This is a genomic window from Streptomyces roseifaciens (genome assembly GCF_001445655.1).
Taxonomy (GTDB): domain Bacteria; phylum Actinomycetota; class Actinomycetes; order Streptomycetales; family Streptomycetaceae; genus Streptomyces; species Streptomyces aureoversilis.
Genome location: NZ_LNBE01000002.1, coordinates 694,128 through 720,467 on the forward strand (window position 1 = coordinate 694,128; position 26,340 = coordinate 720,467).

General features: G+C 71.9%; 22 protein-coding genes and 1 pseudogene. 15 read left to right on the forward strand and 8 right to left on the reverse strand.

Going from position 1 to position 26,340, the window contains the following annotated elements:
* The first annotated feature begins 80 nt into the window (after nt 1-80).
* Complete coding sequence (locus AS857_RS04655) at nt 81-1,025, forward strand: hypothetical protein (RefSeq protein WP_058041809.1); 945 nt, start codon at nt 81-83, stop codon at nt 1,023-1,025.
* An 86-nt stretch (nt 1,026-1,111) separates the two neighbouring features.
* On the opposite strand, the gene AS857_RS04660 is transcribed toward AS857_RS04655, so the two are convergent.
* Nucleotides 1,112-3,004 (reverse strand): endonuclease/exonuclease/phosphatase family protein, encoded by a 1,893-nt coding sequence (locus AS857_RS04660; protein ID WP_058041810.1) that lies wholly within the window; start codon nt 3,002-3,004, stop codon nt 1,112-1,114.
* 365 nt (nt 3,005-3,369) lie between these two features.
* On the opposite strand from AS857_RS04660, the gene AS857_RS04665 reads away from it, so the two are divergent.
* On the forward strand, nt 3,370-3,852 hold the full coding sequence (locus tag AS857_RS04665; protein ID WP_058041811.1) for a GNAT family N-acetyltransferase: 483 nt from the start codon (nt 3,370-3,372) through the stop codon (nt 3,850-3,852).
* Between the two features lie 321 nt (nt 3,853-4,173).
* Nucleotides 4,174-4,611 carry a hypothetical protein gene (locus tag AS857_RS04670; protein WP_058041812.1) on the forward strand — a complete coding sequence of 146 codons (438 nt, stop codon included), beginning with the start codon at nt 4,174-4,176 and terminating at the stop codon, nt 4,609-4,611.
* Between the two features lie 393 nt (nt 4,612-5,004).
* On the opposite strand, the gene proP is transcribed toward AS857_RS04670, so the two are convergent.
* Nucleotides 5,005-6,552, reverse strand: coding sequence for a glycine betaine/L-proline transporter ProP (proP, locus tag AS857_RS04675; RefSeq protein ID WP_107105513.1), 1,548 nt, complete (start codon nt 6,550-6,552; stop codon nt 5,005-5,007).
* Between the two features lie 288 nt (nt 6,553-6,840).
* Here proP and AS857_RS04680 point away from each other — a divergent pair, with 288 nt between their 5' ends.
* A complete protein-coding gene (locus AS857_RS04680; RefSeq protein ID WP_058042101.1) occupies nt 6,841-7,170 on the forward strand; it encodes a hypothetical protein in 330 nt (109 codons plus the stop codon).
* 311 nt (nt 7,171-7,481) lie between these two features.
* Here the strand turns inward: AS857_RS04680 and AS857_RS41805 are convergent, their stop codons facing one another.
* A complete protein-coding gene (locus AS857_RS41805; protein WP_275477345.1) occupies nt 7,482-7,613 on the reverse strand; it encodes a hypothetical protein in 132 nt (43 codons plus the stop codon).
* 5 nt (nt 7,614-7,618) lie between these two features.
* Between AS857_RS41805 and AS857_RS04685 the strand changes: the two genes are divergently transcribed.
* The 3 genes from AS857_RS04685 to AS857_RS04695 all read left to right on the forward strand — a co-directional run bounded on the left by AS857_RS04685 (nt 7,619) and on the right by AS857_RS04695 (nt 9,198).
* Nucleotides 7,619-7,897 carry a hypothetical protein gene (locus tag AS857_RS04685; RefSeq protein WP_058041814.1) on the forward strand — a complete coding sequence of 93 codons (279 nt, stop codon included), beginning with the start codon at nt 7,619-7,621 and terminating at the stop codon, nt 7,895-7,897.
* A gap of 204 nt (nt 7,898-8,101) precedes the next feature.
* A complete protein-coding gene (locus tag AS857_RS04690; protein ID WP_144440717.1) occupies nt 8,102-8,638 on the forward strand; it encodes a BCD family MFS transporter in 537 nt (178 codons plus the stop codon).
* A gap of 104 nt (nt 8,639-8,742) precedes the next feature.
* On the forward strand, nt 8,743-9,198 hold the full coding sequence (locus tag AS857_RS04695) for a hypothetical protein (protein WP_107105496.1): 456 nt from the start codon (nt 8,743-8,745) through the stop codon (nt 9,196-9,198).
* 99 nt (nt 9,199-9,297) lie between these two features.
* Here AS857_RS04695 and AS857_RS04700 read toward each other — a convergent pair whose 3' ends face one another.
* Nucleotides 9,298-12,816, reverse strand: a complete 3,519-nt coding sequence (locus AS857_RS04700) for an ATP-binding protein (RefSeq protein ID WP_245699578.1) — start codon at nt 12,814-12,816, stop codon at nt 9,298-9,300.
* A 560-nt stretch (nt 12,817-13,376) separates the two neighbouring features.
* Between AS857_RS04700 and AS857_RS04705 the strand changes: the two genes are divergently transcribed.
* The 4 genes from AS857_RS04705 (at nt 13,377) to AS857_RS04720 (ending at nt 18,437) form a co-directional block, all read left to right on the forward strand.
* Nucleotides 13,377-14,207, forward strand: coding sequence for an SAM-dependent methyltransferase (locus AS857_RS04705; RefSeq protein WP_058041816.1), 831 nt, complete (start codon nt 13,377-13,379; stop codon nt 14,205-14,207).
* Between the two features lie 449 nt (nt 14,208-14,656).
* A complete protein-coding gene (locus AS857_RS04710) occupies nt 14,657-16,084 on the forward strand; it encodes a family 2B encapsulin nanocompartment shell protein (protein ID WP_058041817.1) in 1,428 nt (475 codons plus the stop codon).
* A 35-nt stretch (nt 16,085-16,119) separates the two neighbouring features.
* Nucleotides 16,120-17,427, forward strand: coding sequence for a family 2 encapsulin nanocompartment cargo protein terpene cyclase (locus tag AS857_RS04715; protein ID WP_058041818.1), 1,308 nt, complete (start codon nt 16,120-16,122; stop codon nt 17,425-17,427).
* 143 nt (nt 17,428-17,570) lie between these two features.
* Nucleotides 17,571-18,437: a geranyl diphosphate 2-C-methyltransferase gene (locus AS857_RS04720; RefSeq protein WP_058041819.1), complete on the forward strand. Its 867-nt coding sequence runs from the start codon at nt 17,571-17,573 to the stop codon at nt 18,435-18,437.
* Nucleotides 18,438-18,517: 80 nt separating this feature from the next.
* Here the strand turns inward: AS857_RS04720 and AS857_RS04725 are convergent, their stop codons facing one another.
* A complete protein-coding gene (locus tag AS857_RS04725) occupies nt 18,518-19,291 on the reverse strand; it encodes a nucleotidyltransferase domain-containing protein (protein WP_058041820.1) in 774 nt (257 codons plus the stop codon).
* A gap of 296 nt (nt 19,292-19,587) precedes the next feature.
* Between AS857_RS04725 and AS857_RS40980 the strand changes: the two are divergent.
* Nucleotides 19,588-20,163, forward strand: a pseudogene (locus AS857_RS40980) (eCIS core domain-containing protein); the annotation flags it as partial.
* Between the two features lie 709 nt (nt 20,164-20,872).
* Here AS857_RS40980 and AS857_RS04735 read toward each other — a convergent pair.
* Entirely contained in the window at nt 20,873-21,676 is an 804-nt protein-coding gene (locus AS857_RS04735; protein WP_058041822.1) for an NAD(P)H-dependent oxidoreductase, read from the reverse strand.
* Between the two features lie 98 nt (nt 21,677-21,774).
* Between AS857_RS04735 and AS857_RS04740 the strand changes: the two genes are divergently transcribed.
* A complete protein-coding gene (locus AS857_RS04740) occupies nt 21,775-22,674 on the forward strand; it encodes a helix-turn-helix domain-containing protein (RefSeq protein ID WP_058041823.1) in 900 nt (299 codons plus the stop codon).
* A gap of 41 nt (nt 22,675-22,715) precedes the next feature.
* On the opposite strand, the gene AS857_RS04745 is transcribed toward AS857_RS04740, so the two are convergent.
* Nucleotides 22,716-23,063, reverse strand: a complete 348-nt coding sequence (locus AS857_RS04745; RefSeq protein ID WP_058041824.1) for a hypothetical protein — start codon at nt 23,061-23,063, stop codon at nt 22,716-22,718.
* A 49-nt stretch (nt 23,064-23,112) separates the two neighbouring features.
* Nucleotides 23,113-24,144: a hypothetical protein gene (locus AS857_RS04750; protein ID WP_144440718.1), complete on the reverse strand. Its 1,032-nt coding sequence runs from the start codon at nt 24,142-24,144 to the stop codon at nt 23,113-23,115.
* A 144-nt stretch (nt 24,145-24,288) separates the two neighbouring features.
* Between AS857_RS04750 and AS857_RS40985 the strand changes: the two genes are divergently transcribed.
* Together AS857_RS40985 and AS857_RS04760 are read left to right on the forward strand one after the other, a co-directional pair.
* Nucleotides 24,289-25,164: an RNA polymerase sigma factor gene (locus AS857_RS40985; protein ID WP_245699579.1), complete on the forward strand. Its 876-nt coding sequence runs from the start codon at nt 24,289-24,291 to the stop codon at nt 25,162-25,164.
* Entirely contained in the window at nt 25,161-26,291 is a 1,131-nt protein-coding gene (locus tag AS857_RS04760) for a CU044_5270 family protein (RefSeq protein WP_058041826.1), read from the forward strand. The genes AS857_RS40985 and AS857_RS04760 overlap by 4 nt, the downstream gene beginning before the upstream one ends.
* Nucleotides 26,292-26,340 lie beyond the last annotated feature (49 nt).

Here is a 26,340-nt window from a genome sequence, read left to right on the forward strand (position 1 = left end):
GGTCTTCGCGGAACGGGTTCCGTACAGGGGGGAGACGGCCCCGGGAGGGAACCCGGGGCCCACAGCTGGGGGGATCTTCTATGTTCCGCAAGAGCACTGCAGCGATCGTGTCGTCGGCCGCCGCCGGAGCCCTGCTGCTCACCGCCTGCGGAGGAGGCGGTGACGGCAAGGACTCCTCGGCGCCGGCCACTTCGGCCTCCGCCGGTGCCGCCGCCCCGGCGGGGTCGAACGCCGACGCCCAGCCCGACGGGCAGGCGCTGAACTTCCTCAGCGGTACGGCGAAGAAGAACAACGCCCGGCCCATGACCGGGGACTGGGCGAACGAGCCCGGAAAGCCCGCCACGAAGCCCGAGGCGCAACGCTGGGTGCAGCTCTCCGCGTCCAAGGCGGGCAGCCTGAACCCGGTCGTGGTCAACGGCGCAGGCTTCACCCTCTACCGCTTCGACAAGGACACCGCGAACCCGTCGAAGTCCACCTGCAACGGCGACTGCGCCGTCACCTGGCCGCCGGTCGTCGTCGCCAAGGGCGGCAGGATCTTCCTCGACGGCGTCGACAAATCGAAGGTCGGCACCGTCAAGCGGGACGACGGCACCCTTCAGGTCACCGTCGGAGGCTGGCCCGTCTACCGCTTCAGCAAGGACACCAAGCCCGGCGACACCAAGGGTCAGGGTGTCGGGGGCACGTGGTTCGGCGTCACTCCCGACGGCAAGAAGGCCGGCGGCGGCGCGGGTGGGGGCACGGGCAGCGGCAGCGGTAGTGGCAGTGGCAGTTCGCAGGCCAAGCCCGCCACCAGCGTCGTCCTCTTCGACAACCGCAACTTCGGCGACCCCTCCCAGGGCCTGGCCGGCAAGGGCTGCCAGAACGTGGCCCGGGACAACGTGGCCTCCTCCCTCCAGGCTCAGGGCAGCCTGAAGATCTGGTCCGGGCGCAACTGCACCGGTAAGTCCAAGGTCGTCGACGGCGACGTCGCCGACCTCGCCGCCATCGGCTTCGACGACGACATCTCCTCGGTCTTCTTCGGCTGATACGGGAGGACCCGTACCGGTCCCGGGCCTGAGCCGGGCGGCGCACGCCGCCCGGCTCAGGCCCGGTTCGCCACGCGGCTACGGAGTCACGGCACGATCGTCCAGCGTTGACGGGCGTCGTCGCTGCACGTGTCCATCGTGACGTAGCCCGTCTCCCGCAGCGGTGCCACCAGGCACATGTGCGCGGCCTCGTTGCGGAAGCGGAGGCTGCCGTCGGCGTAGGTCTCCACCTGCCAGCGGTGGCCCGCGCCATCGATCTTGCTGCCGCGGTCGGTGCAGCCGTGCAGCACGGAACGGTCACCGGGACGGGGCCGCTCCTCGTTCAGGAGGCCGACGCACCTTCCGCTGCCGTGTCCCTTGAGCCGGACGAGGTTGTCGCCGCTGCCGGCGTACCGGATGTCCCATCGCTGGGTGATGACCCCGATGTTGCGCCGGCGGGTGGTCAGCGGCGTGCCGTCGTGGCCGGGCCCGCTGAAGTTGTCCAGGAAGAGGCCGTTGTACGCGCGCAGCTGGACCCGCTTCTCCTCGTCCTCCCAGGCACGCTCGTCCACCGCGCGGGAGTTGTCCCACCACTGCTGGGCGGGGCTGTCACCGCACGCGAGGGCCGCGACCGCCCCGTTACTCCCACCGGTCAGGCACAGTTCCGGGTGGCGGGAGTTGCGCCAGCGCAGCGGGCCGCCGGGCGCGCCAGGGTCCTCGGGGCGCCACTGGGCCCCGGGCGCGTTGCACGGCAGCATGATGACGGACAGCGGGAGGAACGGGTTGACGCCGGGGCACAGCTCGCCGTCGGCGCGGGCGGCGAGGGCGCCGGACGCGGTTCGGGGGCTGTTGCCGCGGGCGAAGCGGTACCAGTGCCCCTGCACGGTGTCCATACGGAACCGCTGACGGAGGTTGTACCGCTGCCGGCCGGTGGTGACCCGGCCTCCGGCGGTGTCCGGAGCATCCAGGACCTGCCCGGTCGCGGTGTTCTCAAGGGCGGTGGAGAAGTTGTGCACCGGACCGTCGGGCGCGGCCGGTACCGGAGTGGGGGCGGGTTCGAACTGGACGGGATAGTGGTCCGAGCCGCGCCCCGCGGGGATGCCCGCGTTGAACCGGGGCGTGCCGTGCGTGATCGCGTAGTCGAGTTCGCCGCCCCGCTGGTGGGTGGAGCGGCCGGGCCGGGCCAGTTGCTCGTCGGCCCGCAGGTGGAGGGTCTGCTCCCGGGCCTGCCGGTCGGTGCGGTTGCGGATGTCGAGGTTGAAGTCGCCGACCATGACCCAGTTCTCGCCGGCCCGGGTGGCGGCACGGATCCGTCTGAGCAGAGGGGCGACGTCCGCGCCGCGCGCGTGGACGTTGTAATAGACGGTGTTGCCGAACCGGAGGCCGAGGGCGCGGCGGTACCGGTACTCGCTGCGGGGCTCGTCCCGGTTGTACAGCGGGTTCTCGATGACGCGGACCTCGTCCGCGCGTGCGTGCGTGACCACCGCCAGATTGACCCGGCCGCCGGTCCACCGGTCCCGTCCCGTGGTGCTGTCGCGCTGAGGGTCGGTCTGGAGGAAGTACACGTGGCGGCGGTGGTGGCGGTACTCCCACTGCGTGTGGTTCACCGCGCTCGGGAGGCCCGCCGGGAACGGACCGGGGATGGGGATCGACTCACCGGTGCCGCGGGACTGGTGCGGTTCGGCGGGCGGCCCGCTGCCCGCCTCCTGGAGCGCAACCACGTTGTGGTGCATCGTCAGGGGGCCGACCTCGCCGCCCCAGCGCAGCCCGTGGTCGGAGCCCTGCATGTTGTAGGTGGCGAACGGCAGATTGCCGTCGGACGCCGAGGCAGCCGGCTTCGCCGGCCGGTCGGCCGCCCGCGCCGTGGAGCCGCCCGGCCCCGGGGCGGCGCCGACCAGCAGCCCGGCCGCCAGCAGGGCAGCGGTGAGGGCCGCCGTCAGCCGCGACCCGCGCGGTCCGGGGCGGGCCTCGGCGCGCGGCGGTGGTAACGGTAATCGCATCGTGGACTCCTTACGGAGCGATCGGGTACGAACAACCGCAGGAACGATCCGTTCACTATCGGAAGGTTCGCGTCAAGGGTCACGTGTGCGCCGCCCGTCCCCCGCGGGCGAGCGATACGGCCGCGCGCCGGCCTGCGGGCCCGGTCGTCCCGGTCGTCCCGGCAGGTCCGGCCGCACGGGTCCACGAGCGGGCGAAGTCCCGTACAAGCGTGGGTACTTGGCCGTCGTGTGGCCGACATCACCGACCAGACGTCCGGCGACGCAGCGGCCGAAGTCGTCCACGATGCCGACGACCGCGGCCCGGTGCACCCTCTCACGACGCCTCCGCGTGCTGCCGGCCTGGACGGCCCCGCTAGCGTACGGCCATGCACATCCGCGAATTCGCAGAATCCGACTGGCCCCAGGTGTGGGGAATCATCCGGGACGTCGTCCAGGAGCGGAAAACCTTTGTCTACGACCCCGGGATGACCGAGGCGGACGCCCGCATGTGGATCGAGGAGGCGCCCGGGCTGACCGTCGTCGCAGTCGAGGGCGAACGCGTCCTCGGCACCGCCAAGATGGGACCGAACCGGCCGGGCCCCGGCTCCCACGTGTCCACCGCCAGTTTCATGGTGGCGGCCGACTCCCGGGGCAAGGGCGTGGGCGGGGCCTTGTGCCGGTTCGCGGTGGACTGGGCACAGGAGCGCGGCTACGCGGGAATGCAGTTCAACGCCGTGGTCGAGTCCAACCACTCCGCGGTGGACCTGTACAAGCGCCTGGACTTCGCCGTCCTCGGGACCGTTCCCGGTGCCTTCATGCATCCCGAACTCGGGCCGGTGGGCCTGCATCTCATGTACCGCCAGTTCTGATACCGCCAGTTCTGATACCGCCGGTTCTGAACGAGAGCGGCGCAATGCCGTCCGAATATCCGGGCCCGGCTCCCGGGCCGGACTCGGACTCAGACTCGGATCCGGACTCGGACTCGGATCCGGACGGCCGAACTCGCCCTATCCAGTCGCCCTCCCCGGCAGCATCCTTTGGCACACAAGGACTCACCGGTTCTGCGAGAGGAAGCCAGGAACATGAAGATGTCTTCCCGGTTGGTGATGGGGTTGGGCGCCGGTGTGCTGGTGGCCGGTGGAGTTCTTACGGGCGCGACGGCTTCGGCGGGCACGGCGGGAGGATCCGCGGTGGCCGCGCCGAATCTCGCGACCGGACAGGACGTCGTGAGACAGAGCTCGTCCGCGGTGCAGCTCAGCACCGCGGGCGGAGCGCACACGACGGTGGTCTCGGAGTCGGTGCCCGCAGGGTCGTGGGTGCTGTCGGCCAACGCGACGCTGGTCAGCTGGGGCCCCAGTGACTACACCCGCTGCATGCTGTACTCGGGCAACACCAACATCGGCGGGGCGAGCACGATCGTCGGGAGCCCCGGCCCCGGCAGCGCCGGCACCGGGACCTTCGTGACCACGGTCAGCGTCCACGGCGCGTTCAGCAGCACAAGCGCCACGACGGTCAGCCTGCGCTGCGGCCACGACCAGGACCGCGCCGCCGGCGCCGCCCCCTACGTCGACCCGCAGGCCACCCTGTGGGCCCACCGGAGCGAGAGCCTCGGCCAGGCGAAGCGATAGGCACGGACGCACGACGGACCGCCGGGGGCGGTCCGGCCCCCAGGGCCCGGACCGTTCCCGAGCCGTCACCCCTCGGACGACACCCCGAGGTCGTGCCGCATGGCGTTCCTCATGACTCGGAGCAGGTCCCAGACCTCGTGCTGCGCCCGGGCCGCGGAGTCCAGCGTCTCGCCCGGCCCGGGCTCACGGCGTTCGAGACGCTTGACCTGCCCGTAGACCTTGTTCAGGGCCTGGTTGGCCGCGCTCGCCGGGCGTCCCGGTTGAGCTCTGTGTAGCAGGCACGCCGGAGCGAGCGGTTCTCGCGGATCTCCTCATGGCTGCGAACGAGCTCTATTTCCCGGCGCTTCGCGCGTTCGGAGCCGCGCTGGGTGAGCAACGCCCCGCCCGGGTCGGTCACCGGTCTTCGTGATGCCGGTGGCCCGGGTGGCGCAGGCGTAGCCAGATGTCCCTGGCGCGGCGGCCGGCCTCGGTCCGGCTGTCGGCGACCAGGACCCGGGCCTCTTCCGGGGTTTCCACCATCGGCCCCGAGCCGCGCAGCGGCCTGCCCGCCGTCTCGTGGAGGAAGAACGCCGAAACGAGCCCGATCACACCCGCCGCCATCAGGTAGTACGCGGGGATCATGACGTCGCGGGTCGTTTCGAGGAGGGCGGAGACCGCCAGGGGAGTGGTGCCGCCGAAGAGCGACACGGAGATGTTGTACGAGACGGACAGGGCCCCGTAGCGCAGCCGGGTCGGGAAGAGCGCCGGCAGGGTCGCGGCGGCGGTGCCCGCGAAGCACACCAGCAGCAGCCCGAGGATCAGGCAGCCGAAGGCCGGGAGGAGCGCCCCGTCGGCGCGGACCAGGAGCATCGAGGGGTAAGCGAGGGCGATCAGGGCGGCGCTTCCGGCCATGAACATGGGCCTGCGCCCCCACAGGTCGGAGGAGCGGCCCACGACGGTGATGGTGAGGGCCACCAGGACCATGGTGCCGAGGATGAGCAGCTGTGCGGTGGTGGCGTCCTTCTTCAGCGTCTCGGTCATGTACGTCGGCAGGTACGAGGTGACCATGTAGCTGGTGACGTTGTAGACGACGACCAGCCCCATGCAGATCAGCACCGCCTCCCAGTGCCTGGTGAAGATCTCCTTGAGCCGCCCGTGGCCGGACTGGCGCGCCTGCTCGACCTCGTCCCTTTCCTCTGCCTCTTCCTCCTCGGAGTCCGTTCCGGAGGCGGCGCCCGGCGTCCGCGCCCGGGCGGCCTCGGTCTCCGCGCGGAAGGCGGGCGTCTCTTCGAGCCGTATCCGCATGTACAGACCGATCAGCCCGAGGGGCCCGGCGACGAGGAAGGGCAGGCGCCATCCCCAGTCGGTCATGCCGTCGGTGCCGAGGACCGCGGTGAGCACGGTCACGAGACCGGAGCCGAGTGCGTAACCGACGAACGTGCCGAAGTCCAGCCAGCTGCCCAGGAATCCGCGGCGGGTGTCGGGCGCGTACTCGGCGATGTACGTGGTGGCTCCGGCGTACTCGCCGCCCGTGGAGAAACCCTGCACCAGACGGCAGATGAGGAGCAGGACGGGGGCGACGAAGCCGGCCGTCGCGTAGACCGGCAGGAAACCGACGGCGAACGTGCTCACCGCCATCATGATCATCGTGGCGGCGAGCACGCGCTGACGTCCGATGCGGTCGCCGAGCGGGCCGAAGACCAGGCCGCCGAGGGGCCGGACGAGGAAGGCGGCCGCGAAGGTGGCGAAGGCGGAGACGACCTGTGCGCCGGGCGAGGTGGAAGGGAAGAAGACCCGGCCCAGGGTGACCGCCATATAGGCGTACACCCCGAAGTCGAACCACTCCATCATGTTGCCGAGTGCGGCGGCGAGCACCGCGCGGCGGACCTCGGGGCGGTCGGTGACCGTGACGTCCTCGATGTTCAGGGACTTCTTGCGGCGCCTCAGCAGGGTGCGGAGCATCCGGTCGGTGGCGGTCGCGCCACCGCGCGCAGGGACGCGGTGCCCGGGCTTCGGGGTCTTCTTGCGATCGGGGCTCACACTCACCTGCCGGCGGGTCGGGGTCCGGGCGCTGGGGCTCCTGGGGCGTACAGAGACGCATGAGCCGAATTTTGTGGTTTATGCATTGAACCTCGCCCGGCCCCCGGCAGCCCCGTGACCCGCCCGGCCCGCGCCGAACCGACCCCGATGCGTTCTGCCGGGAGCCGGCAGCTGTTCGTTACCCTTTCGGCCCTGAGGAAGGGGACGCGCTTGGCACTGCCCAGGAAGGGGTCGCGTCGCATCGTCGTCGACGGTGTCGCCTACCGGTGGAGGATCCGGAGGAGGGTCACCTACAGCCAAGGGATGGGCTGGTCGCCCCTGGCCTATGCGGTCGAGCACGCCCAGTCGCCGGGCACCACGCTCGTGGTCCGGACGGGCCGGCCGCACCCCGGCAACTGGATCAGCAGGCCGGCCTCTCCCGTTCTCCCCGCCCACGTCTCCGCCGCCGTCCGGGCCGCCCGCGCACGCGGCTGGACGCCGGAGGCTCCCGGGCCGCCCTTTCTCCTGGACGAGCCCGGGGGCACGGTCGCGTCTCCCTGACCATCCACCACCCCCGTCGGCGACTGTCGGCGACCGTCGGCGACCGCCGCGTCAACGCACGCCGGACGAGCCTCCTCGGTTGAGTGGCTTGCCCGGTGACGAGGCCTGTGCCCGCAATGCGCCCGGGCGGCAACTGCTGCGGTGCGTACGGTGTTTGGGGCGCAGCGTCATCCAGGCCGCACCGCGTCGGAGCCGGCCCGGAGCCGGCGCAGTTCGCGGCGGCCGAGCGCCTCGCCGGGGAGCTGACCGGGCGCGGCGGGCCGCTCCGGGTGACCGCCGCCGGTGATTAGCCGCGAGGCGGACCTGGACCGCTACGCGCACCGGATCTCCGGATCTCCGAACTGGACGGCGTACTGCAGGTGCGCACCGCCGCAGGCGTGCACGTACACGGGGGCGGGTCCCAGCAGAGCCGCAGGGAGGGCGCCGAGTTCGGCAATCCCCACGGCACGTGGCTCAGCGTCTCCACGGCCGACCGGACTCCGGGACCCGGGAGCAGCGCCCTGGCCGGACGGGTGCGCGCCCTGCCCCACCCGTCCCCGCCCTGGTCAGCGGCCCCGGGCCCCGGCTCGCCGATGTCGAACCTCCGCTGGTCGGCCGGGCGAACTGGTGGACGCCTGCGATCCTCCGGCGGCGCGAGCCGAAGTCCGGCACGGACGGCACGGACGGCACGGACGGTACGGACGGTACGGCCGACGCGGCCGGGCCGATGGACCCCACCACCGCGTAACCTCGCCGGTCGGGGTCCTCCAACGGGGCTCCCCGTACGGTGCAGAAGAGATCGAGGCGTGGTGAGCTCGTGGTGAGCAACAGGGCGGATGCGGATGCGGATACCGGCATACGCGGACGGGTGCGGGGTCAGGGGCCGGCAGACCCGGGTGCGACGGCCGCCGGGCGCGGCGGCAGGCCCAGGTGGCCGGGCACGGTGGCCACGATGCTGCTCACACCGGCGCTCCTGACTGCCGTCTCGTGGCTGAACCCGCCCGACGACACGCTGCTGTTGTTCGCCGGGTTCGCCCTGATGGTGATCATCCTGATCGCGGCCTGGTGCATGTGCGGCCCGGGACCGGGCGCCGGCATGGCGGCCCTCGGCTTCTCCTTCGTCCTCTTCACCGGCCCGGCCCTGGACGACTACGTCATGGAACAGCGCGGCACCACCCACGAGGCGCTGGTCGGCGACGTCTCCACGTACACCCGGAAACACGGCAATGAAGGCCGCACCTGCTCGGTCGTGTGGTCCGCTTCGGGGGAGACGCACAGGGCCGAGGTGGGCGACCGCAAGGGCTGCGAGGAGAGCTTCCGGGAGGGCGACAGGACCACGATCGTCACGGACCCGGAAGGCTGGCTGAGGCCGCGCCTGGGCAGCGAGGTCACGGGGCTGTCGTCGGGCACGGCCTGGACCTGCGGGGGCCTGCTGGCCGGAATGGAGGCGTTCATCCTGTACGGCCGCCTGAGGCGCCGCCGCGCCTGACGCCCGTACGCGCGGTGTTGTCAGTGGCTGCGCCCATAGTGGGTCTCCGGGCAGGCAGCCGGACAGCAGGCGACGGCCGGATCGATGGGCAAGGAGGCAGCCGAGTGAACGGGACGTTCGAGGTGGACACCGGAGACGGGTGCCCGCCGTCGGGGGACGCTTCCGGGCGGGCCGCGGCGGTGCGCGCGGCGATGGACGGGCTGCTGCAGATCCGGCGGCTGATGAACGGCCACCTCACGGACCCGGCATCCGGCCCCGCCGACTGGGAACGGCGTCAGCCGGTGCGTGCCGTCGCCCTCGTCCTCGAAGCCGCCGGCATCCAGCCCTCCGCTCTCGACGCCGACGGGCAGCGCTCCGCGACCGGCTACTGCGTCCGTCCCGGGGAACAGCCGGGGAGCGTACGGGTCGAGTGGCTCGGCCCGCCGGGGAGCGGGGCCGCCGCCCAGCAGCACGAGGCCCTCCAGCGCTGCGCCCGCGTTCTGGAGGACCTGGGGTGGCCGGCGCTGGAATACCGCGGGGCACGCCGGCAGCGCTGGCTCGAAGCCGAGCCCGTCACGTAGCGAGGCCGCACGCGGGCGTACGGCCTTGTGGACCGCTGCAAGGGTGCAGGCCGGGCACGCCTGCCCCGGCCCGATGACGTCCCCGGCGGGCCGCGTGCGTCAGATGGCGGCGAGGCCGCCCGGAGGCCTTCGGGACGCCCACCGGGCATGGGGAGGCTTCGCCCCCGCAGCCGCCCCCGCCGCATCGCTCCCCAGGAGATCGTGCAGCAGCCGGGTGGCGGGCAGGGCCTCGTGCAGATAGACCCGCTCCCCGCGCCGCTCGACGGCCGCGAGCAGCGCGCGGAACGTCTCGCTCGCCTCCTCGGGCCGCCCCGCGTGGTGCTGGGCCTCGCCGAGCAGGCCCAGGTGGAGGGGGTGGCGCAAGAGCGTGCTGGAGCGGCGCAGTTCGGCCAGGGAGGCGTGCATCAGGGCGAGGCCGTCGCCCTCCCACCCCGAGTGCGTCAGGCCCCACCCTTCGAGCAGGCCCAGCATCCCCTTCCAGTAGAGCAGCCCGTGTTCGCCCGCCAGGCGGGCGCCCTCGGCGCCGGAGGACCGGGCCGTACGGGCGTCGCCCTCCCAGGCCGCCACGACCGCGTCCACATAGAGGGCGAAGGACCGGTCGGAGGGCCTGCTGTCGTACTCGGTCAGGTGCAGCAGCTCGCGCCGGCGCGCCGCCGCGGTCCGCCGGTCGCCGAGGAGCCAGTGGGTGAACGTGTTGTACGAGCGGCAGGAGACGCGCGGGTCGTGCTGGAAGGTGCGGGCCAGCGCATGGCCTTCGCGGGCGTAGCGGTCCGCCATGTCGACCCCGTGCTCCAGTTCGGCGAGCGCCTGCGGCAGCCGCCCGCGGATGTGCAGCACGATGCCTTCGCCGTACGCCGCGCCGAGCACCGCCACGGGCTCCCGGGTCCGTTCCGCGATGCCCCGCAGCAGGCCGGAGAACCGCCGTGAGGCGTCGTAGCGGCCCGTCACCAAATACGCCGCGCACAGCGCCCAGAGCACCGACGGGTCCTCGGGCGCCTCGGTGGCCGAGCTGAGGGCCCGGCCGTGCGCGAGCGCCGTCTCGGCCTCGGGATGGCCGTAGCCGCGGGTCGTGGCCAGCACCTGCCCGAGCTGGATGTTCAGCCGCTGTTCCAGGGACAGGGCCGAGGGGTCGTCGTGGGGCAGCAGACTGACGAGGTGCGCCGCCCGGCGCAGCCACGTCTCCACGCGCTCGTACGCCAGTTGCTGCTCGGCCTGGTCGGCGGCGCGCAGCAGCCGCGGGAGAGCCTGCGCGGGCGGCAGCGCATTCCCGGCGTGCCAGGTGTGGTGGGCCACCTGCTCGACGTCCCCGTCCCCCACCTGCCCGTGCCTGCGGGCGCACAGCGCCTCGGCGACCCTGGCGTGCAGCCGCTGCCGGTCCTCGCGCGCCAGCTCCTCGATGAGCGTCTCCTGGACCAGGGCGTGGGCGAAATGGATCCGTTCCGGATGGTGCGCATCCTCCCCGAGCAGCCCGGCGCGGATCGCCGACCCCAGCGCCCCGGCGACCGGTTCGTCCGCTGCGGCCGTGCGGTGCAGCAGGTCGGTGTCGACCTCGGAGCCGATGACGGCGCACAGCCGCAGCACCTGCAGCACCGGTTCGGGCAGGGCCGCGAACCGCTGGTGCAGCACCTCGCGCACCCCCGTCGGAACGCGCGTCAGCAGTACGTCCGCCGCGTCGGGGCGGTGCAGGCTGCGGGGGTCCCCCAGGAGGGACAGGAGCTGCATGACGAAGTACGGGTTGCCCTCGCTGCGCCGGTGCAGCACCTCGACGACCTTCGCGTCCACGCCCGGCCCGGCCTGCGCCACGACGATGGCGGCGACGGCCTGCCGGGAGAGCCCGTCGAGCCGCAGGGTCTCGGTCCTGGGGCCGCGCAGGATCTCGGAGAGCATCCGGCGCATCGTGGCGTCGGCCTCGACCTCGAACTCGCGGGCGGTCAGCACGATGCCGAGCCGGTGGCCCTGGCGGCGCGTGCTCAGCAGCCGGAGCAGGTCGAGCGAGGCGGTGTCGGCCCAGTGCAGGTCTTCCAGGAAGAGGACGAGCGGACGCTGCCCGGCCAGGGTGAGCAGGACCTCGCAGACCGCGTCGTGAGTGAGGAACCGGGCCTGCCCCCAGTCGGAATCGGCGCCCGGCCCGCCGCCACCGGGCCCGGCCGACCGCTCGGGCATGAGCGGGGCCAGGAGCGAGCCGAAAGGTTCCGCCGCGCGGCGGAAGGCGTCCGGGCGGGTGACGGACAGCCGCCGGAGGACCTGCGTCCACAGCCAGTAGGGCGGTACGCCCTCGCTGAGGAAACAGTGGCTCCAGATCACTTCCAGGTCGGCGCCGCCCCGGCTCGCGCAGACGGCCTCCAGCCGTGGGGCGAGTTCGAGGAGCAGCCGGGTCTTGCCGACTCCGGCGGGGCCGAGGACACCGGCCACGTGCCCGTGCCCGGACAGCGCACTCGTCGCCGCGGCCGTCAGCCGCTGCAACTCCTCGCTGCGGCCGGTGAACGGCGACTGGCCCATCGGGAGCCCGGGCTCGGTGGTGTCTGAGGTGTCGGTGGTGTCGGAGGTGTCGGAGGTGCTGGTCGTGTCGACGGTGTCGGCTGTATGCGTTGCTGCGGCTGTACGTGTTGCTCCGGCTGCTCCGGCGCTTCCGCCTGTTTCGGCCGCTCCGGCCGCTCCGCCGCCGTCGGTGGCCGCGGCCGTGCCGGCCTTCTGTACGACGCGAACGGTGTCGTCCTCCGGGACGGTTCCGCCGGGCACGGCGACGACAGCGGCGACAGCGGCGAGGGCGGTGAGGGCGGCGACATCAGTCGCATCAACTGCACCAACCGCATCGGCCGCGGCGTCCTCCGCGCCGCGGACCACAGGATCGGCGTGCCCGTGGCGCGATTCCTCAGTAGGGCTCCCCGTTCCCGGCTCTTGGCGGAGTATCGCCGTTCGGACGCGGCGGAGCGCGGCGGCCGTGCCCACGCCGAACTCCTCGGCCAGGTGACTGCGCGTCCGTTCGTAGACCTCGAGGGCTTCGGCTTGCCGGCCGAGCCGGGACAAAGCGGTCATCAGATGGCCGACGAGGCGCTCCCGCGCCGGATGGCGGCGCGCTTCCTGTTCGAGGTCCGCGGCCACCTCTTCGGCCGCTCCGAGGGCCAGCCGGGCCTCCGCGCAGGACTCCACGGCCGTGAGCCGGACGTGTTCCAGCCGTGTGCTCTCGTCGCTGAGCGGCGGATGGCCGTCGAACTCCCCGTAGGGCGTACCCCGCCACAGCGCGAGCGCCTGCGCGAGCCGGTCCCGCGCGGCGAGCGGTTCGCGCTGCTCAAGCAGCCGCCGCCCTTCGGTGACCAGGAGCTCGAAGCGGCAGACGTCGATCCGTGCGGGGTCGAGCTCCAGGACGTAGCCGCCCGCCCGGTGGCGGAGCACCGACGCGCCGTCCGGCCCGGCCGTCGGCTGGAGGGCGCGGCGCAGGTGGGAGACGTGGCTCTGGAGCGTGGCGACGGCCCGGCGCGGCGGTTCCTCGCCCCACAGCTCCTCGACGAGCAGTTCCGTGGGCACCACGCGGCCGGGGCGTATGAGGAGCAGGGCGAGCAGGGCCCGCCTGCGCGGGGGGCCGATCGGGAGGTCGTGCCCGTCGTGGCGTGCCGACATGGGGCCCAGAACGCTCAGGAGGGGTTCGCTCGGGTCGGTGGCCGCCGGCCCGGCTGCCGGCGGGGCTGTCGGTGTCGGCTCCGGCGTCGGAGATGCGGGCATGTCGGTCCCAATCGTTCTCGCACGCGCGACTGATGACGGGCGTCCGGCGCAGAGAGGCCGGGCCTTACAAAACGGATCTTGGCATACGCAACAGGGCAATCCAAGATCACGACAAGCCATCGGCAAGCGCATGGCAAGCGAACGGCGAGGGTACTGCAGGGAGTTCGCCAAGGCGGCCGAAACCGGCCGCCGGGGTCGGCAAGGAAACGTCAATGGCACGACCAGGCTGCCGCAAGGGCGGTGGCGCACGATGTCCGTCACTGGAAGAGCCACTGCTACCGACGGCACAGCGTGGCACGAACGCGACGGAATCCCTCACGCCAACGGGGGAGGCGTGAGGGATTTCCGGCTTCCCTGGTCAGCAGACGCGTCCAGCAGACACGTCCAACAGGCACGTCCAGCAGAAACACCCAGCAGACAGTTCAGCAGACACGTTCAGAAGAGAACGGAGGACCTTAGTGTCCAGCGCTCACACCGTCTTCCCCGTCCCCGAAGAGGTCGGACGCCTTTACGACCGCCTGACCGCGCTCGACACGGGCACGGTCGGCGGAAGCCTCCACCTCGGCTACTGGGACGCCGAGGACGACGGTGTGCCGCTCGTGGAGGCCGCCGACCGGCTCACCGACATGATGACGGACCGCCTGCACGTCGACGAGAGCCACCGGGTCCTCGACGTCGGCTGCGGGGTGGGGCAGCCGGCCATGCGGATCGCCCGGCGTACCGGTGCGCACGTCACCGGCATCTCCGTGAGCCGCGCGCAGGTCGCCCGCGCCACCGCTCTCGCCGGGGCGGCGGGGCTGGGCGACCGCGTGGAGTTCCGCTACGCCGACGCGATGCGGCTCCCCTTCGAGGACAACTCCTTCGACGCCGCCATCGCCATCGAATCGATCTTCCACATGCCCGACCGCGAGCAGGTCTTCCGCGAGATCCGGCGGGTGCTGCGCCCCGGGGGCCGGCTGGTGCTGACCGACTTCTTCGAACGGGCTCCGATCCCGGCCGGGCTGCGCTCCGCCATGGACCGGTGCCTGCGGGACTTCATCATGACCCTGGCGCGGCCCGAGGACTACGTGCCCATGCTGAGCCGGGCGGGCCTGTGCTTCACCGAACTCCTCGACATCACCGAGCAGTGCGTGCGCCGGACGTTCGAGCAGATGAGCAGGTCCCGCCGGGGCCAGGGAGAGCTGCAGACCGTGTTCGACGAGGCGGCGGGGGAGAAGTTCGGCCCTGCCGACATGATCGACTTCGACGAGTTCGGCTCCGTCCTGCTGGCCGCTCAGAAGCCGGCCTGACATGACATGACCTGACATGGCCGAAGACCGCCCCGAGCCCGCCTTTGCGCCGGCCGGGGCGGTCGGGGCGGCCGGGACTTCCCTGCCGGAACTCCCTGCTGCAGCGACCTGACTGGTCGTCATACCGCGGGCGCGCGACTCGACCGCACACTATCGGCCACCTCGCCCCCGGCGTCAGGGCTCTCCGAGGTGCCGGCCCGAGGCGAGGAATATGCGGATAATCGCACCAGGTCAGCCCTGGTCGCCGCCCTGAAGCACCCCGGAAGGCCGGTGCGGGTCACACGAATCATCGCCCCCTCGTGGCGCAAAGACGACGGTGCCGCCCCGGCCACCTCGACCAACATCATCAGGCGCTGCTTCACTTGCGCGGCGGGAGCCCCCAGTCGCCCGATCGGGCTACTTCAGGGGCTCCCTCTTGACGCATGCGCCGAGACGGAAGAGGGACCGGGATGTCGACCGCAGCGCACTGGCAACAGCCGGAGCAGCCCGAACAGCAAGCAGGCCGGGCCCAGCTCAGCCTGGGGATCGCCGCTGCGCGGAATCTGGCGAGCACCACCAAGACGGTCCCGCAGATGCAGGGCATCAGCTCGCGGTGGCTGCTGCGCATGCTGCCGTGGGTGGAGGTGAAGGGCGGCACGTACCGGGTCAACCGGCGCCTGGTGTACGAGGTCGGCGACGGCCGGGTCACCTTCGTCCAGGAAGGCGCCGCGGTCAAGGTCGTCCCCGCCGAGCTGGGGGAGCTGCCGCTGCTGCGCGGATTCCACGACGACGAGGCGCTGCGGGCGCTGGCAGAGCGCTGCCGGCAGCAGGAGTACGAACCCGGCCAGGTGATCGCCGAACGGGGCCGTCCCGTCGACCACGTCTACCTGATCGCGCGCGGCAAGGTCGAGAAGGCCGGCACCGGGAAGTACGGCGAGGAGACCCGGCGCGGCGTGCTGGCCGACGGCGGGTTCTTCGGCGCGCAGACGGTGGCCGAGGAGCCGGGCAAGTGGGAGTTCACGGCGCGCGCGATGACGGCGTGCACCGTCCTGGCCCTGCCCCGGTACGCCTACGAGGAGGTGGCGGGCCGCCACGAGGAGCTGCGGGCCCACGTCCGCCGGCGCCAGGCCGAGAAGGCGCGTCCGCAGAACAAGAAGGGCGAGGCGAACATAACCCTCGCCTCAGGCCACACCGGCGAGCCGGCCCTGCCCGGCACCTTCGTCGACTACGAGCTCGCCCCCCGCGAGTACGAGCTGAGCGTCGCCCAGACGATCCTCCGGGTCCACACCCGCGTCGCCGACCTCTACAACGACCCGATGGACCAGGTCGAGCACCAGCTGCGGCTGACCATCGAGGCGCTGCGCGAGCGCCAGGAGTCCGAGCTCGTCAACAACCCCGAGTTCGGCCTGCTGCACAACGCCGACTACAGCCAGCGCATCTCCACCCACTCCGGCCCGCCCACGCCCGACGACATGGACGAGCTGCTGAGCATGCGGCGCGGCACCAAGGCTTTCTTCGCCCACCCCCGGGCCATCTCCGCGCTCGCCCGCGAGTGCAACAAGCGGGGCCTGTCCTTCGACAGCGCCGACGTGAACGGCCACCCCGTGCCCGCCTGGCGCGGCGTGCCGATCCTCCCCTGCGGCAAGATCCCCGTCTCGGAAGAGGGCACCTCCTCCATCCTCGCCATGCGCCTGGGCGAGGGCGAGCAGGGCGTGGTCGGCCTGCGGCAGACCGGGATCCCGGACGAGTACGAGCCCGGCCTGAACGTGCGGTTCATGGGCATCAACGACCAGGCCCTCATCTCCTACCTGGTCAGCACCTACTACTCGGCGGCCGTCCTCGTCCCCGACGCGCTCGGCGTCCTCGAGAACGTCGAGGTCTTCCACACCCCGTCCTGACGGGCACCCCACCCCCCGGAACGGAGAGAAGAACCTTGTCACTGCTGTCCCGGATCACCGCGCCCCCGGCACGTCACGACGTGGCGCGGCTCGTGGCCACGCTGCTCACCCACCGCCAGGACGCCCGCCGGTCGGCACCGCAGGCGCTGCCCGGCACCACCCCTCGCCCGGCGGGCACCGCCCTGCCCACCGGTCCGACGGGGCTGGGCACCTCCGCCGCACGCCTCGCGGCCGGGAAGGCCAGGGAGACCTGGCGGGCCGGGAAGGCCGGGGCGGCCGGGGAAGCCGGGAACGTCGCCGGGAAGCCGGCGGCCGGCGCCCCGGGTGCCCCCGGCATCTCCGTTGCTCCCGTTGCTTCCGGCGCCGCCTCGGACGACCGTGGCACCGGCGTCCCCGAGCTGTACTGCCCGCCCGCGCTCCGCGACGACCCGGCGCTCGCCCGTGAGGTCAACGACCGGCTGGTGGACTGGGCGGACGAGGCCGGCATCTACGCCGGACGGCTCGACCGCGTCCGCGCGGCCGACTTCGGGCGCCTGATGATGCTGGCCCACCCCGACAGCGACGACCCGGACCGGCTGCTGGCGGCGGGCAAGTGCGCCCTGGCCGAGTGGGCCACGGACGACTACTACTGCGACGACGAGACCATGGGCTCCAGGACCGAACTCCTCGGCTCCCACCTCGGACTCGCCTACACGGCCCTCGACCCCTCCCACCTTCCGGCCCGCTACGCGCCGGCGTGGGAGGAGGAGATGCGCGAGGACCCCGTACGCGTCGCCCTGCGCTCGGGCCTGGACCACTTGTCCCGCTACGCGGAGCCCTCGCAGGTGGCCCGGCTGCGGCACGAGGTCGCCGTCCTCTTCGTGGGCTACGAGCAGGAGGGCTCGTGGCGCTCCCAGGGCCGCATGCCCGGCGTCCGCGAGTACCTGGCCCACCGTCAGATCAACAGCTTCCTCCCCTGCATCGCACTTGCCGACGTGGTCGGCGGCTATGCGCTGCCCGCCTCCGAATACGCCGAACCGCGCGTGCGCCGCGCCGTGACGATGGCCGCCACGGCCGCCACCCTCGTCAACGATCTGTACTCGATGACGAAGGAACACGACTCCTCGGGCGTGGAGTTCAACCTCCCCGTCGTGATCGCCGAGGAGGACGGCTGCTCGCTGCGCGAGGCCATCGAGCGGAGCGCGGAGATCCACGACGAGCTCGTGCACACCTACGAGACGGAGGCCGCGGCCCTCGCCCTCACCGGAACGCCCGAGCTGCGCCGGTTCCTCGCGGGAGTCTGGGCCTGGCTCGGCGGCAACCGCGAATGGCACGCCGGAAGCCCCCGCTACAACGGCGCGTGAGCCCGCCCCTCTCCACTGCCGCCTCCTCCCCGACATCCCGCGCACATCCCCTGTACGTCCCCAGCACACCCACGTGACACCACGCGTGCCGCGCATTCCACGCGCCATCACGCACGCATGCCGCAATCCGTAAGGAGCACCCCATGACGACCACGCCCGCCCCCGCCGCGTCCGCCGGCGTCCTGCGCACCGCCTACCAGAAGTCCGTAGCGGAGTACTGGAACAACGAGAAGGACCCGGTCAACCTGCGCCTGGGCGACGTCGACGGCCTCTACCACCACCACTACGGGCTCGGCGACTACGATCCCTCCGTCCTGGAAGGCCCCGAGGAGACCCGGGACCAGCGCATCATCGAGGAACTGCACCGGCTGGAGTCGGCACAGGCCGACGTCCTCCTCGACCACCTCGGCCCCATCGCCCCCGACCAGCGCGTCCTGGACGCCGGCTGCGGCCGCGGCGGCACCAGCATCATGGCCAACGCCCGCTTCGGCTGCCGCGCCGACGGCGTCTCCATCTCCCAGGCCCAGGTCGACTTCGCCAACGAGCAGGCCCGCAAGCGCGGCGTGGACGACAAGGTCCGCTACCACTTCGCCAACATGCTGGACACCGGCCTGCCCACCGGCGACTTCCAGGGCATCTGGAACAACGAGTCCACCATGTACGTGGACCTGAACGAACTCTTCGCCGAGCACGCCCGCCAGCTGGCCTACGGCGGCCGCTACGTCACCATCACCGGCTGCTCCAACGACGTGACCGGCCTGCGCTCCAAGGCCGTCAGCCGCATCGACGAGCACTACACGTGCAACATCCACCCCCGCAGTGCCTACTTCAAGGCCATGGCCGCCAACGGCCTCGTGCCCATCAACGTCGTCGACCTCACGGCCGCGACCATCCCCTACTGGGAGCTGCGCGCCCAGTCCTCCCTCGCCACCGGCGTCGAGGACCCCTTCCTGACCGCGTACAAGGAGGGCAGCTTCCACTACCTCCTCATCGCCGCCGACCGCATCTGACGCCCCGGCCTGTCCCGGCCCTGTCCCGGCCCCCGCCGCGGCCTCGAGGAGCGAGGCCGCGGCGGGCTGAGCCGAGCGGCTCAGTGCTCCGGAGTCGTCGCGTGTGCCCGCTCGAAGAGCCTCTCGGCCTCGGTGATCGCCCGGGTCAGGGCCTCGGGCTCCGGTCGGAGCCCGGCCACGATCGCGTCGATGCCCCGCAGACCGGCCTGCTGCAGAAGCCGCTTCTCGTTGGTGACCCATTCACCGCGCCCCGCCAGCACCGCGTGCCCCGTCTGCATGGCGGCGACGGCCAGCGCGCCCGCGACCTCGGCGGCCTGGCCGCGCCGCACGTACGCGCCCTTGGCGTAGCGGAGCGTCAGGGCCGCCCGCTCCCGCCACATCGGCGGGGCCGCGTCGCGCAGGGCCTGCGGGTACTCGGGGCGGGGCAAGGTGCCGCGCAGCACCTGGTTGACGGCGAGTTCGGCGACCACGAGGTAGCTGGGGATGCCCGCAAGGTGGAACATCAGCGGTTCCCAGTGGAAGCGGCCCTGCCGGGCCTCGGCGAGCTCGTGCTCGACGACGTCGAGGTCGCGGTAGTGCACATCGACGTGCCGCCCGTCGATCGTGAGCCACGCCCCACCGTTGAACACGCCACCGCCCCAGCCCCCGATCTCGGAGACCTCGCCTTCCCAGCCGACGGCGCGCAGCTCGGCCGGGTCGAAACCGCCGCGGTAGTACACGGCCAGGTCCCAGTCGCTGTCGGGGGTGTGGGTGCTTTGAGCCCGCGAGCCGCCGAGGGTGACGGCGAGTACGGAGGGCAGGGCTGCGAGCCGGTCCGCGATGGGGGCGAGGAAGAGGTTGTCGTCGTCGGTCATGGGGATCCGATCCTGAGAACACGCGAGAAGTGAATGACAGGCGATGCGGGCACACCGGACGCACGCCGGGGCAGAGGCTCGGACGGCGTGAGGTGATTCGTGTGCCGGACGTGTCATCACTTCATGACGCAGACTGTACCTGCCGGCACCGACGAGGTGCGCGGTGCACTCGGTCCGGGCTGGTGCAACTCTGCCTGTTCGCCCAGTGCGCGTTGCGCTGGGGCACCTTGCCCCCTCATCGGCGAGCCTGTATGAAGGGAGGGTTGCGCTTTCTGTAGGCAAAGAGAGGCGTACCCTTGCGGAAACAAGAGAACGTCGGATTGCCGGAAGTACAGTACGGCCGGGGCTCAACCCACAAGACTGCTGCACGCGAGAGCGGGCCACTCCAAAGGCTCATTGGCTTGCAGAGTGCCGCGGGTAACGCGGCAATTGTTCAGATGCTCCGTCAGGCCGACCGTCCCCGGACCGGGGAACAGCACCAGCAAGCCGCGCAGCCTGAATCGCAGAGCTCTGCTGTCCATGAGGTGCTGCGCAGTAGGGGTCGCCCGCTGGCCGATTCCATCCGCAGTGACATGGAGAACCGCCTCGGAGCTGATTTCTCCGACGTGCGCATTCACGACGACAGCGCCGCCAAAGCCTCGGCCGCTGAGGTCGGCGCCCGTGCATACACCTCCGGCAGCCACGTAGTCATCGGCGACGGTGGTGGGGACAAGCGCACCCTGGCTCACGAACTCACCCATGTAATTCAACAGCGTCAAGGCCCCGTCGCCGGCGCGGACAACGGATCGGGGCTGAAGGTCTCTGATCCTTCCGACCGGTTCGAACGCGAAGCGGAAGCCAATGCCGCACGAGCGATGGTCGGTTCGGCTCCGCCCCAGGAAGTCCAGCGTGTGACTCGATCGTACTCTTCGTCGAATGGTGACACACCGCTCCAACGGATGGCCAAGGGGAACACGAAAGGGGCGAGCGGCGGAAAGCAAGGAGGTGAAAAGCAGGGAGGTGGAAAGAAGGGCAAGTCGGCCGGCGCGGTGGCCGAGAGTTCCGGCGGTCCACAGGAAGACATTGAGCTGATTTCCAGGACCGTCGGTGAGCACGATGTGCGAGTCGTCATGGACAGTCACCAGAACAAGCACCAGTCGCCGCCTATTGGGGAACTCAAGGCGTACACGGGGGGCCGGGGCACCAAGTTTAAATCGCATGTGGACCTGAACTGGCACAGGGCCAACTCGGCAGAATATCTTGTGCGCTGCATCCCCGCACTCTTTGGCGAGGCGGATACCGAAGAGCTTGCATGGTCCCCGATGGGGCCGGGGAAGTTCGCAGCAAAGAAGGTGGCCGTGGACGTCAACGGACAGGCTGTCATCTTTGACGCCATCGCGACTGTCAAGGGTAACGCAGTCACTATTAACTACCACTGCAACCCGCCATCATAGGGTGCATTGGTGAAATCTTCAGGTGACGCCCCGGCATACCGGTCGGGGCGTCACCTGTCCCTGGCCCTGGGTGCGTCGGCTGTTCAATGTCGTCCGCCGCCTCGGCCGCACCTGGGCAGTCCGGAGAGGGTCGATGTCCAACGTTCAGTCAGCTGTGCGGGCGGACATGGAGGTCGAGTCCGCTGGTGCCCGGCGTCTCCACGCCCGGCAGGAGGCGCATGTCGTGGTCGTAGTCGCCGCCGGTGAGCGTCCGGTAGGGGACGGGGGCGTCAGTGAAGAGGCCGTCGAGGCGGTGCGCGTACTCCCGCTTCGCCGCCTCGAACCGCTCCTCCGGCAGGTCGTTGGCGCGGTACACCCCGAACGGTTCGAGCGGCGTCATGCCCGTGAACCAGAACAGGCCGTGCTGCACCGGGTGGAGGACGTCCGCGAGGCGCCCGTGAATGCCCCGGTCGGAGAACGACGATTCCCGGGCGCCCGCCGTCACCGACACCAGCGCCCGCCGCCCTCCGAGGGCGCTCTCGGAGTAGGGCGGAGGGAGGGTCGGGCCATAGCCGAAGCCGGCGGTGAACACCCGGTCGACCCAGCCCTTGAGTATCGCGGGCATGGAGAACCACCACAGCGGGAACTGCAGGATCACCGCGTCCGACCAGCGCACCTTCTCCTGCTCGGCCGCGATGTCGGCGGACAGTCGGCCCGCCAGCGTGGCCCGCTCGGAGGCGGCCATTACCTGCAGCCGCCGGTCCCCGGGCTCGTCGGGGAAGTCGTCGGCGTCGACCGCGGCCTTCCACTTCATCGCGTAGAGGTCGGAGACCTGCACCTCGTGGCCTGCGGCGCGCAGGTGCTCGGTCGCGAAGGCGGCCAGGGAGGCGTTGAGCGAGCGGGGCTCGGGGTGGGCGGTGACGAGGAGGATCTTCTTTTGCTGCGGCTGCTGCTGCGGTGCGGTGTCGTTCATGCAGCTACGTTCTCCCGGGCGCGCCCGGGTAGCCAGCACCCTGTTTTACCTGCGGATCCGTGATCCTGGTACTGCCAGGGCCACGCATACTGGAGCGTATGAACGGCGTGGACGACAGTCGCATCGGAGGAGTCGACGGGGTCGACGGGGTCGGCGATGCCCAGCGGGCGCTCGGCAGGTTCCTGCGTGCCCGCAGGGGGCGTGTCGCACCGGAACAGGTCGGGCTCGCAGGCGGTCGTCGCCGGCGGGTGCGCGGGCTGCGCCGCGAGGAGCTGGCCCAGCTCGCCGGCATCAGCGTGGACTACTACGTCCGCCTGGAACAGGGCCGGGCCACCCAGCCGTCCGCGGAGGTGCTCGACGCGCTCGCGGGGGCGCTGGGCCTGGACGCGGCGGAGCGCAAGCACTTGGACACGCTCGCCGGCGCCAGGCGCGACCCTGTGCCCAGGGCGGAGGTCAGCCCCCTCCTGCAGCGGGTGCTGGATTCCCTGGACCGCTTCCCGGTGTTCGTGACGGACCACCGTATGGACGTGGTGGCCTGGAACGCCCTGGGCGCCGAGCTGATCGGCGGCGCGCCCGGGCCGGGGAGCCGCGACCGGAACAACGCCAGGTACGTCTTCCTCGACCCGGCCTCCCGGGCCGTCCACCCCGATTGGGAGGCCAGGGCGGCGGAGGCCGTGGGTCAGCTGCGGGTCGCCGCGGGGCGCTATCCCGACGATGCGGAGCTGTCCGCCCTCATCAACGAACTGTCCGCGCACAGCGCCGACTTCCGGAGGATCTGGGCCACCGGCGAGGTCGTGATGTGCGCAGCGGGCCGCAAGCGGCTGCGCCACCCCGAGGCCGGGCTGCTCACCCTGGACTTCGAGACGCTGCACGTGCCGGCGGCGCCAGGTGAGACGGGGCTGGTGGTGCACGTGTTCAGCGCCGAGGAGGGGAGCGAGGAGGCGTCCGCCCTGGCCCGGCTGGCGACGGCCGTGACGGGTGTGCCCGTTCCGGCCTGACGAGGGTCTTCGGGGCCCCGGGGCCCTGGAGAGGTTGAGGGCTAGCGCGTCTTTTGGGGGCGCAACCGCACACGCGCAGTGGTGGGCAGCGACGTCGACGCGGAGCCCGGGCCGAGCGGGCGGAAGCCGAGACCGTCCGGGATCTCGTACTCCCAGTCCAAGGAGCGGGCGGCGCGGACGAGTTCGCCCGCGCCGCCGACCTTCAGGAGGACCTTGGTCCGGCGCTTCCACGCCACGTCGACCTTGTACCGGTGGTTCCAGAAGTCCGCGGACGTGCCGAGGTGCAGGACGAGTTCCGTCAGTTCGGGGGACAGCCCCGTCAGCCGGTCCTGCATCCTCCGGCTCCAGTCGTTGCCGGGGTCGAGCAGGTCATCCACGTGATCGGTCATGCGCCGATCTTGCCAAGGCCCACTGACAGCGCCCCCGGTACGGCCGTGGTCAGCGTGTGCGGTGGGTGCCGGTGCTGGTGTCGGTCCGGGCGGGGGCGGGGCCGGAGACGGGGCCGTCGAAGGTGTGTGTGGTCGTGCTCCCGGCGCGTACGGCGATGCCGTCGGCGGTGGCGCGGTTCGACGGCGTGCCGGGCGCCGTGGGGGACCAGTAGGTGATGTCCCAGGTGCCGCGCTCGGGCGTCACGAAGTAGGTGGCGGTGCCGGGGACCGTCAGACGCCGGCTGAGACCGACGGTCGGTCCGGCGCTCGGCTGCAGGTCGACCGTCGCGGGCCCGGTGGTGCCCGGTCGGGCACCCCCGCGGACCTGCACGGTAGCCAGGTCCTTCGCGGAGGGATGCCGGGTGAGTCCGGTCAGTGCGCGGGACCCGGTGAAGACGTAGCCGAGCGCGTAGTCGGCGGACTTGGTCGTCCAGTATGCGTCGTACCACTGCTTCACCGACCCGGGGCCGGCGTCGGGGCCCAGGTGCGCGACGCGCAGGTTCGGCGTGGAGACCATCCGGTTGACGAGACGGGTCGCGCCGCCGTGCTTGACCTCGGTGACCATCATGCCGTGCAGGAACGCCGCGGAACGGTCGGGCGGCCGTACGTCGACGGGGGCCGTGGTGCGCGCGTCGACGGTGACGGTGGTGTCGCGGTCGAGATCGAGACGCGGCTGGACGATCCAGTCCGCGCCGTCCGTGCCGTCTGCGCCACCCGTACCGGCCGCGGCCTTGCCGGTGGTCAGGTAACTGTCCAGTAGGTAGCGGCCCTTGGGCAGGCGCACGGTGGTCGTGCCGGAAGTGTCGTGGGGGTTGACGGACTCGCCGGAGCCCGGGCCCGAGATGCCGGTGACGGTGGTGTCGTAGGCCCCTGTCGGGCTCCCGACGCGGTCGAGGTGACGGATCGTGAGACGGTACGTCTCCGGCTGCTGCGCTGCGGCGAAGGCCTGGCCGTCCCAGGTCGACGTTGCACAGCCGACCAGGGTGACAGCGAGCGCGAGAGCCCGGAGGACGCTCCGGCGGGGTACGGAAGAAGTGTTCATGATCTGCACTGCGCCGCAGGGCGCCGGAGTTCCTGTGGTCTGCGTCACCCGGGGCGGGGAGCCGCGGTGCGGGCGGCAGCTCCTGTGGTGCACGTCACCGGAACCGGCGTGCCGGACGTGGCAGAGCAGAACGTGGAATCACTGATGAGGAACCGCTTCCGCCGCGGAGACCGCGACGCCTTGGCGGAGCTGTACGACGAGCACGCCCAAGTGCTGTACCGCTACGCCCTGCGGGTGACGGGCGACTGGGCGGAGGCCGAGGACGTCGTCTCGGCGACCTTCCTGGAGGCGTGGCGCGGCCGGGAGCGCGTGCACCCCGACGGGGACAGCCTGCGCCCCTGGTTGCTGGGAATCGCCACCAACATCATGCGCCGCAACGCCCGCGCACGCCGCCTCCGCGACATCGCGCTCGCCCGCGTCCCGGAACGCGGCTCGATTCCCGACTTCGCCGACGACCTCGTCACGCACCTCGCGGACACCGAGCAACTGCGCGCCGCGCACGCCGCACTCGCCCGCCTGCGGCGCCGCGACCGGGAGGTCTTCACCCTCGTGGTGTGGGCGGGCCTGGACTACGCGGCGGCGGCCGAGGCGCTCGGCGTGCCGGTCGGCACCGTCCGGTCGCGTCTGTCCCGCGCCCGCACCCGGCTGCGCGAGCTCGCCGACGCCGAAGCACGTGCGGTGCGCTCGAGGGGCTCGCACACCTCGAAGGCTTCGCATATCTCGGATACCTCGGAGATTCGGCGGGCCGAAGCCGGGCGGCCGCGCGCGGCGGTCGGCGACGAAGCCGCCGCCGCTGCCTTCGACGAGCCGCTCGCCAAGCCGCTGGACGCGCCACTTGCCGCGCCGCTCGGCCCGCCGCGCGGCAAGTCCCTCGGCAAGCCTGTCATCCGGTCCCTTGCCGAGCGGCTCGACAGGCCCCACGCCGAGCCGCTCGCCAAGGCCCCCGCCCCACCGCTCGACCAGTCCGCACCGGGCCGCATCCCCGCGCCCCGGTCTTCGACCCAGGAGAACCACGGATGAACACCACCCCGCGGCGCCGTCCGCTCCCAGGGTCCGAGGACACCGAACGTCTCGGCCTCGCCGACCTGCTGCCCCCGCCGCCGGTCCCCGGCCTGGACCCCGACCGTGAACTGCTGCTGAAGGAGGCACTGCTGCGCGAGGCCGCCGCCGACGCACCGCGTGGGAGCCTCGCCGCCCGGGCCTCGCGCCTGCGCCCGTCCCGGCGCCTGGTCGTCCGGGTCATGGCCCCGGCGGTCGCCTGCGCGCTGGCGGTCGGCGGCGTCGTGGCGGTGAACCTTGCGGACACGCCCGGGCGCGGAGTGCCCACAGTCCCGGAACGTGACGGTGCCGACCGCACGCCCGAAGCGACCCGTCTCCTCGACCGCATCGCCCTCGCCGCCGCAGCGGCACCGCAGCCGACGGTCCGTGCCGGCCAGTTCGTATACGTCGAGAGCAAGGTCGCCTACGCCTCGCAGAGCGCCGCGGGAGGTGCCGTGACCATGGCTCCCGTGCACACACGGCAGGTGTGGCTGTCCGCCGACGGCAGCCGCCCGGGCCTGCTGCGCGAGGAGGGCAGGCCCGACGCGCCGCTCGGCGCCGACGACACTCCCGTATACGCCCTCGACGGCCCGGGGGCCACGCCCCGGCCGACCACCCTGCACAAGGGCCCGTCGATCAGCGACCCGACCCACCAATACGTCGCGTCGCTGCCCACCGACCCCGACGCCCTGCTGAAGCTGATCCGGGACGAGACGCGCGGGGGAAGCCAGGACCGGGACCGGGACCGGGACTCGGACCCGGACCAGCGGGCGTTCGCCGCGATCGGCGACCTGCTCGCCGAGACCTGGGCACCCCCGAAGGTCAGTGCCGCGCTCTACAAGGCCGCCGCGAAGATCCCCGGGGTCACAGTGGTGCGGTCGGCCGCCGACGCCGCGGAACGGGCGGGCATCGCCGTCGCCCGCACGGCGCACGGGCAGCAGACGCAGTGGGTCTTCGACCGGAGCACGTACGCGTTCCTCGGTGAACGGACGGTCCTCACCGAAGCCGGCGATGCGGGCCCGGCCGGGACGGTCGTCGGCGCTTCCGCGGTCCTCGCAAAAGCTGCGGTCGATCGTGTCGGGGTGATTCCTGCGTCGAGCATGAAATGAAGTCGTGACCGATGGGGGTCGTTTCACGTCATTGGGTGGAATTTTTGGG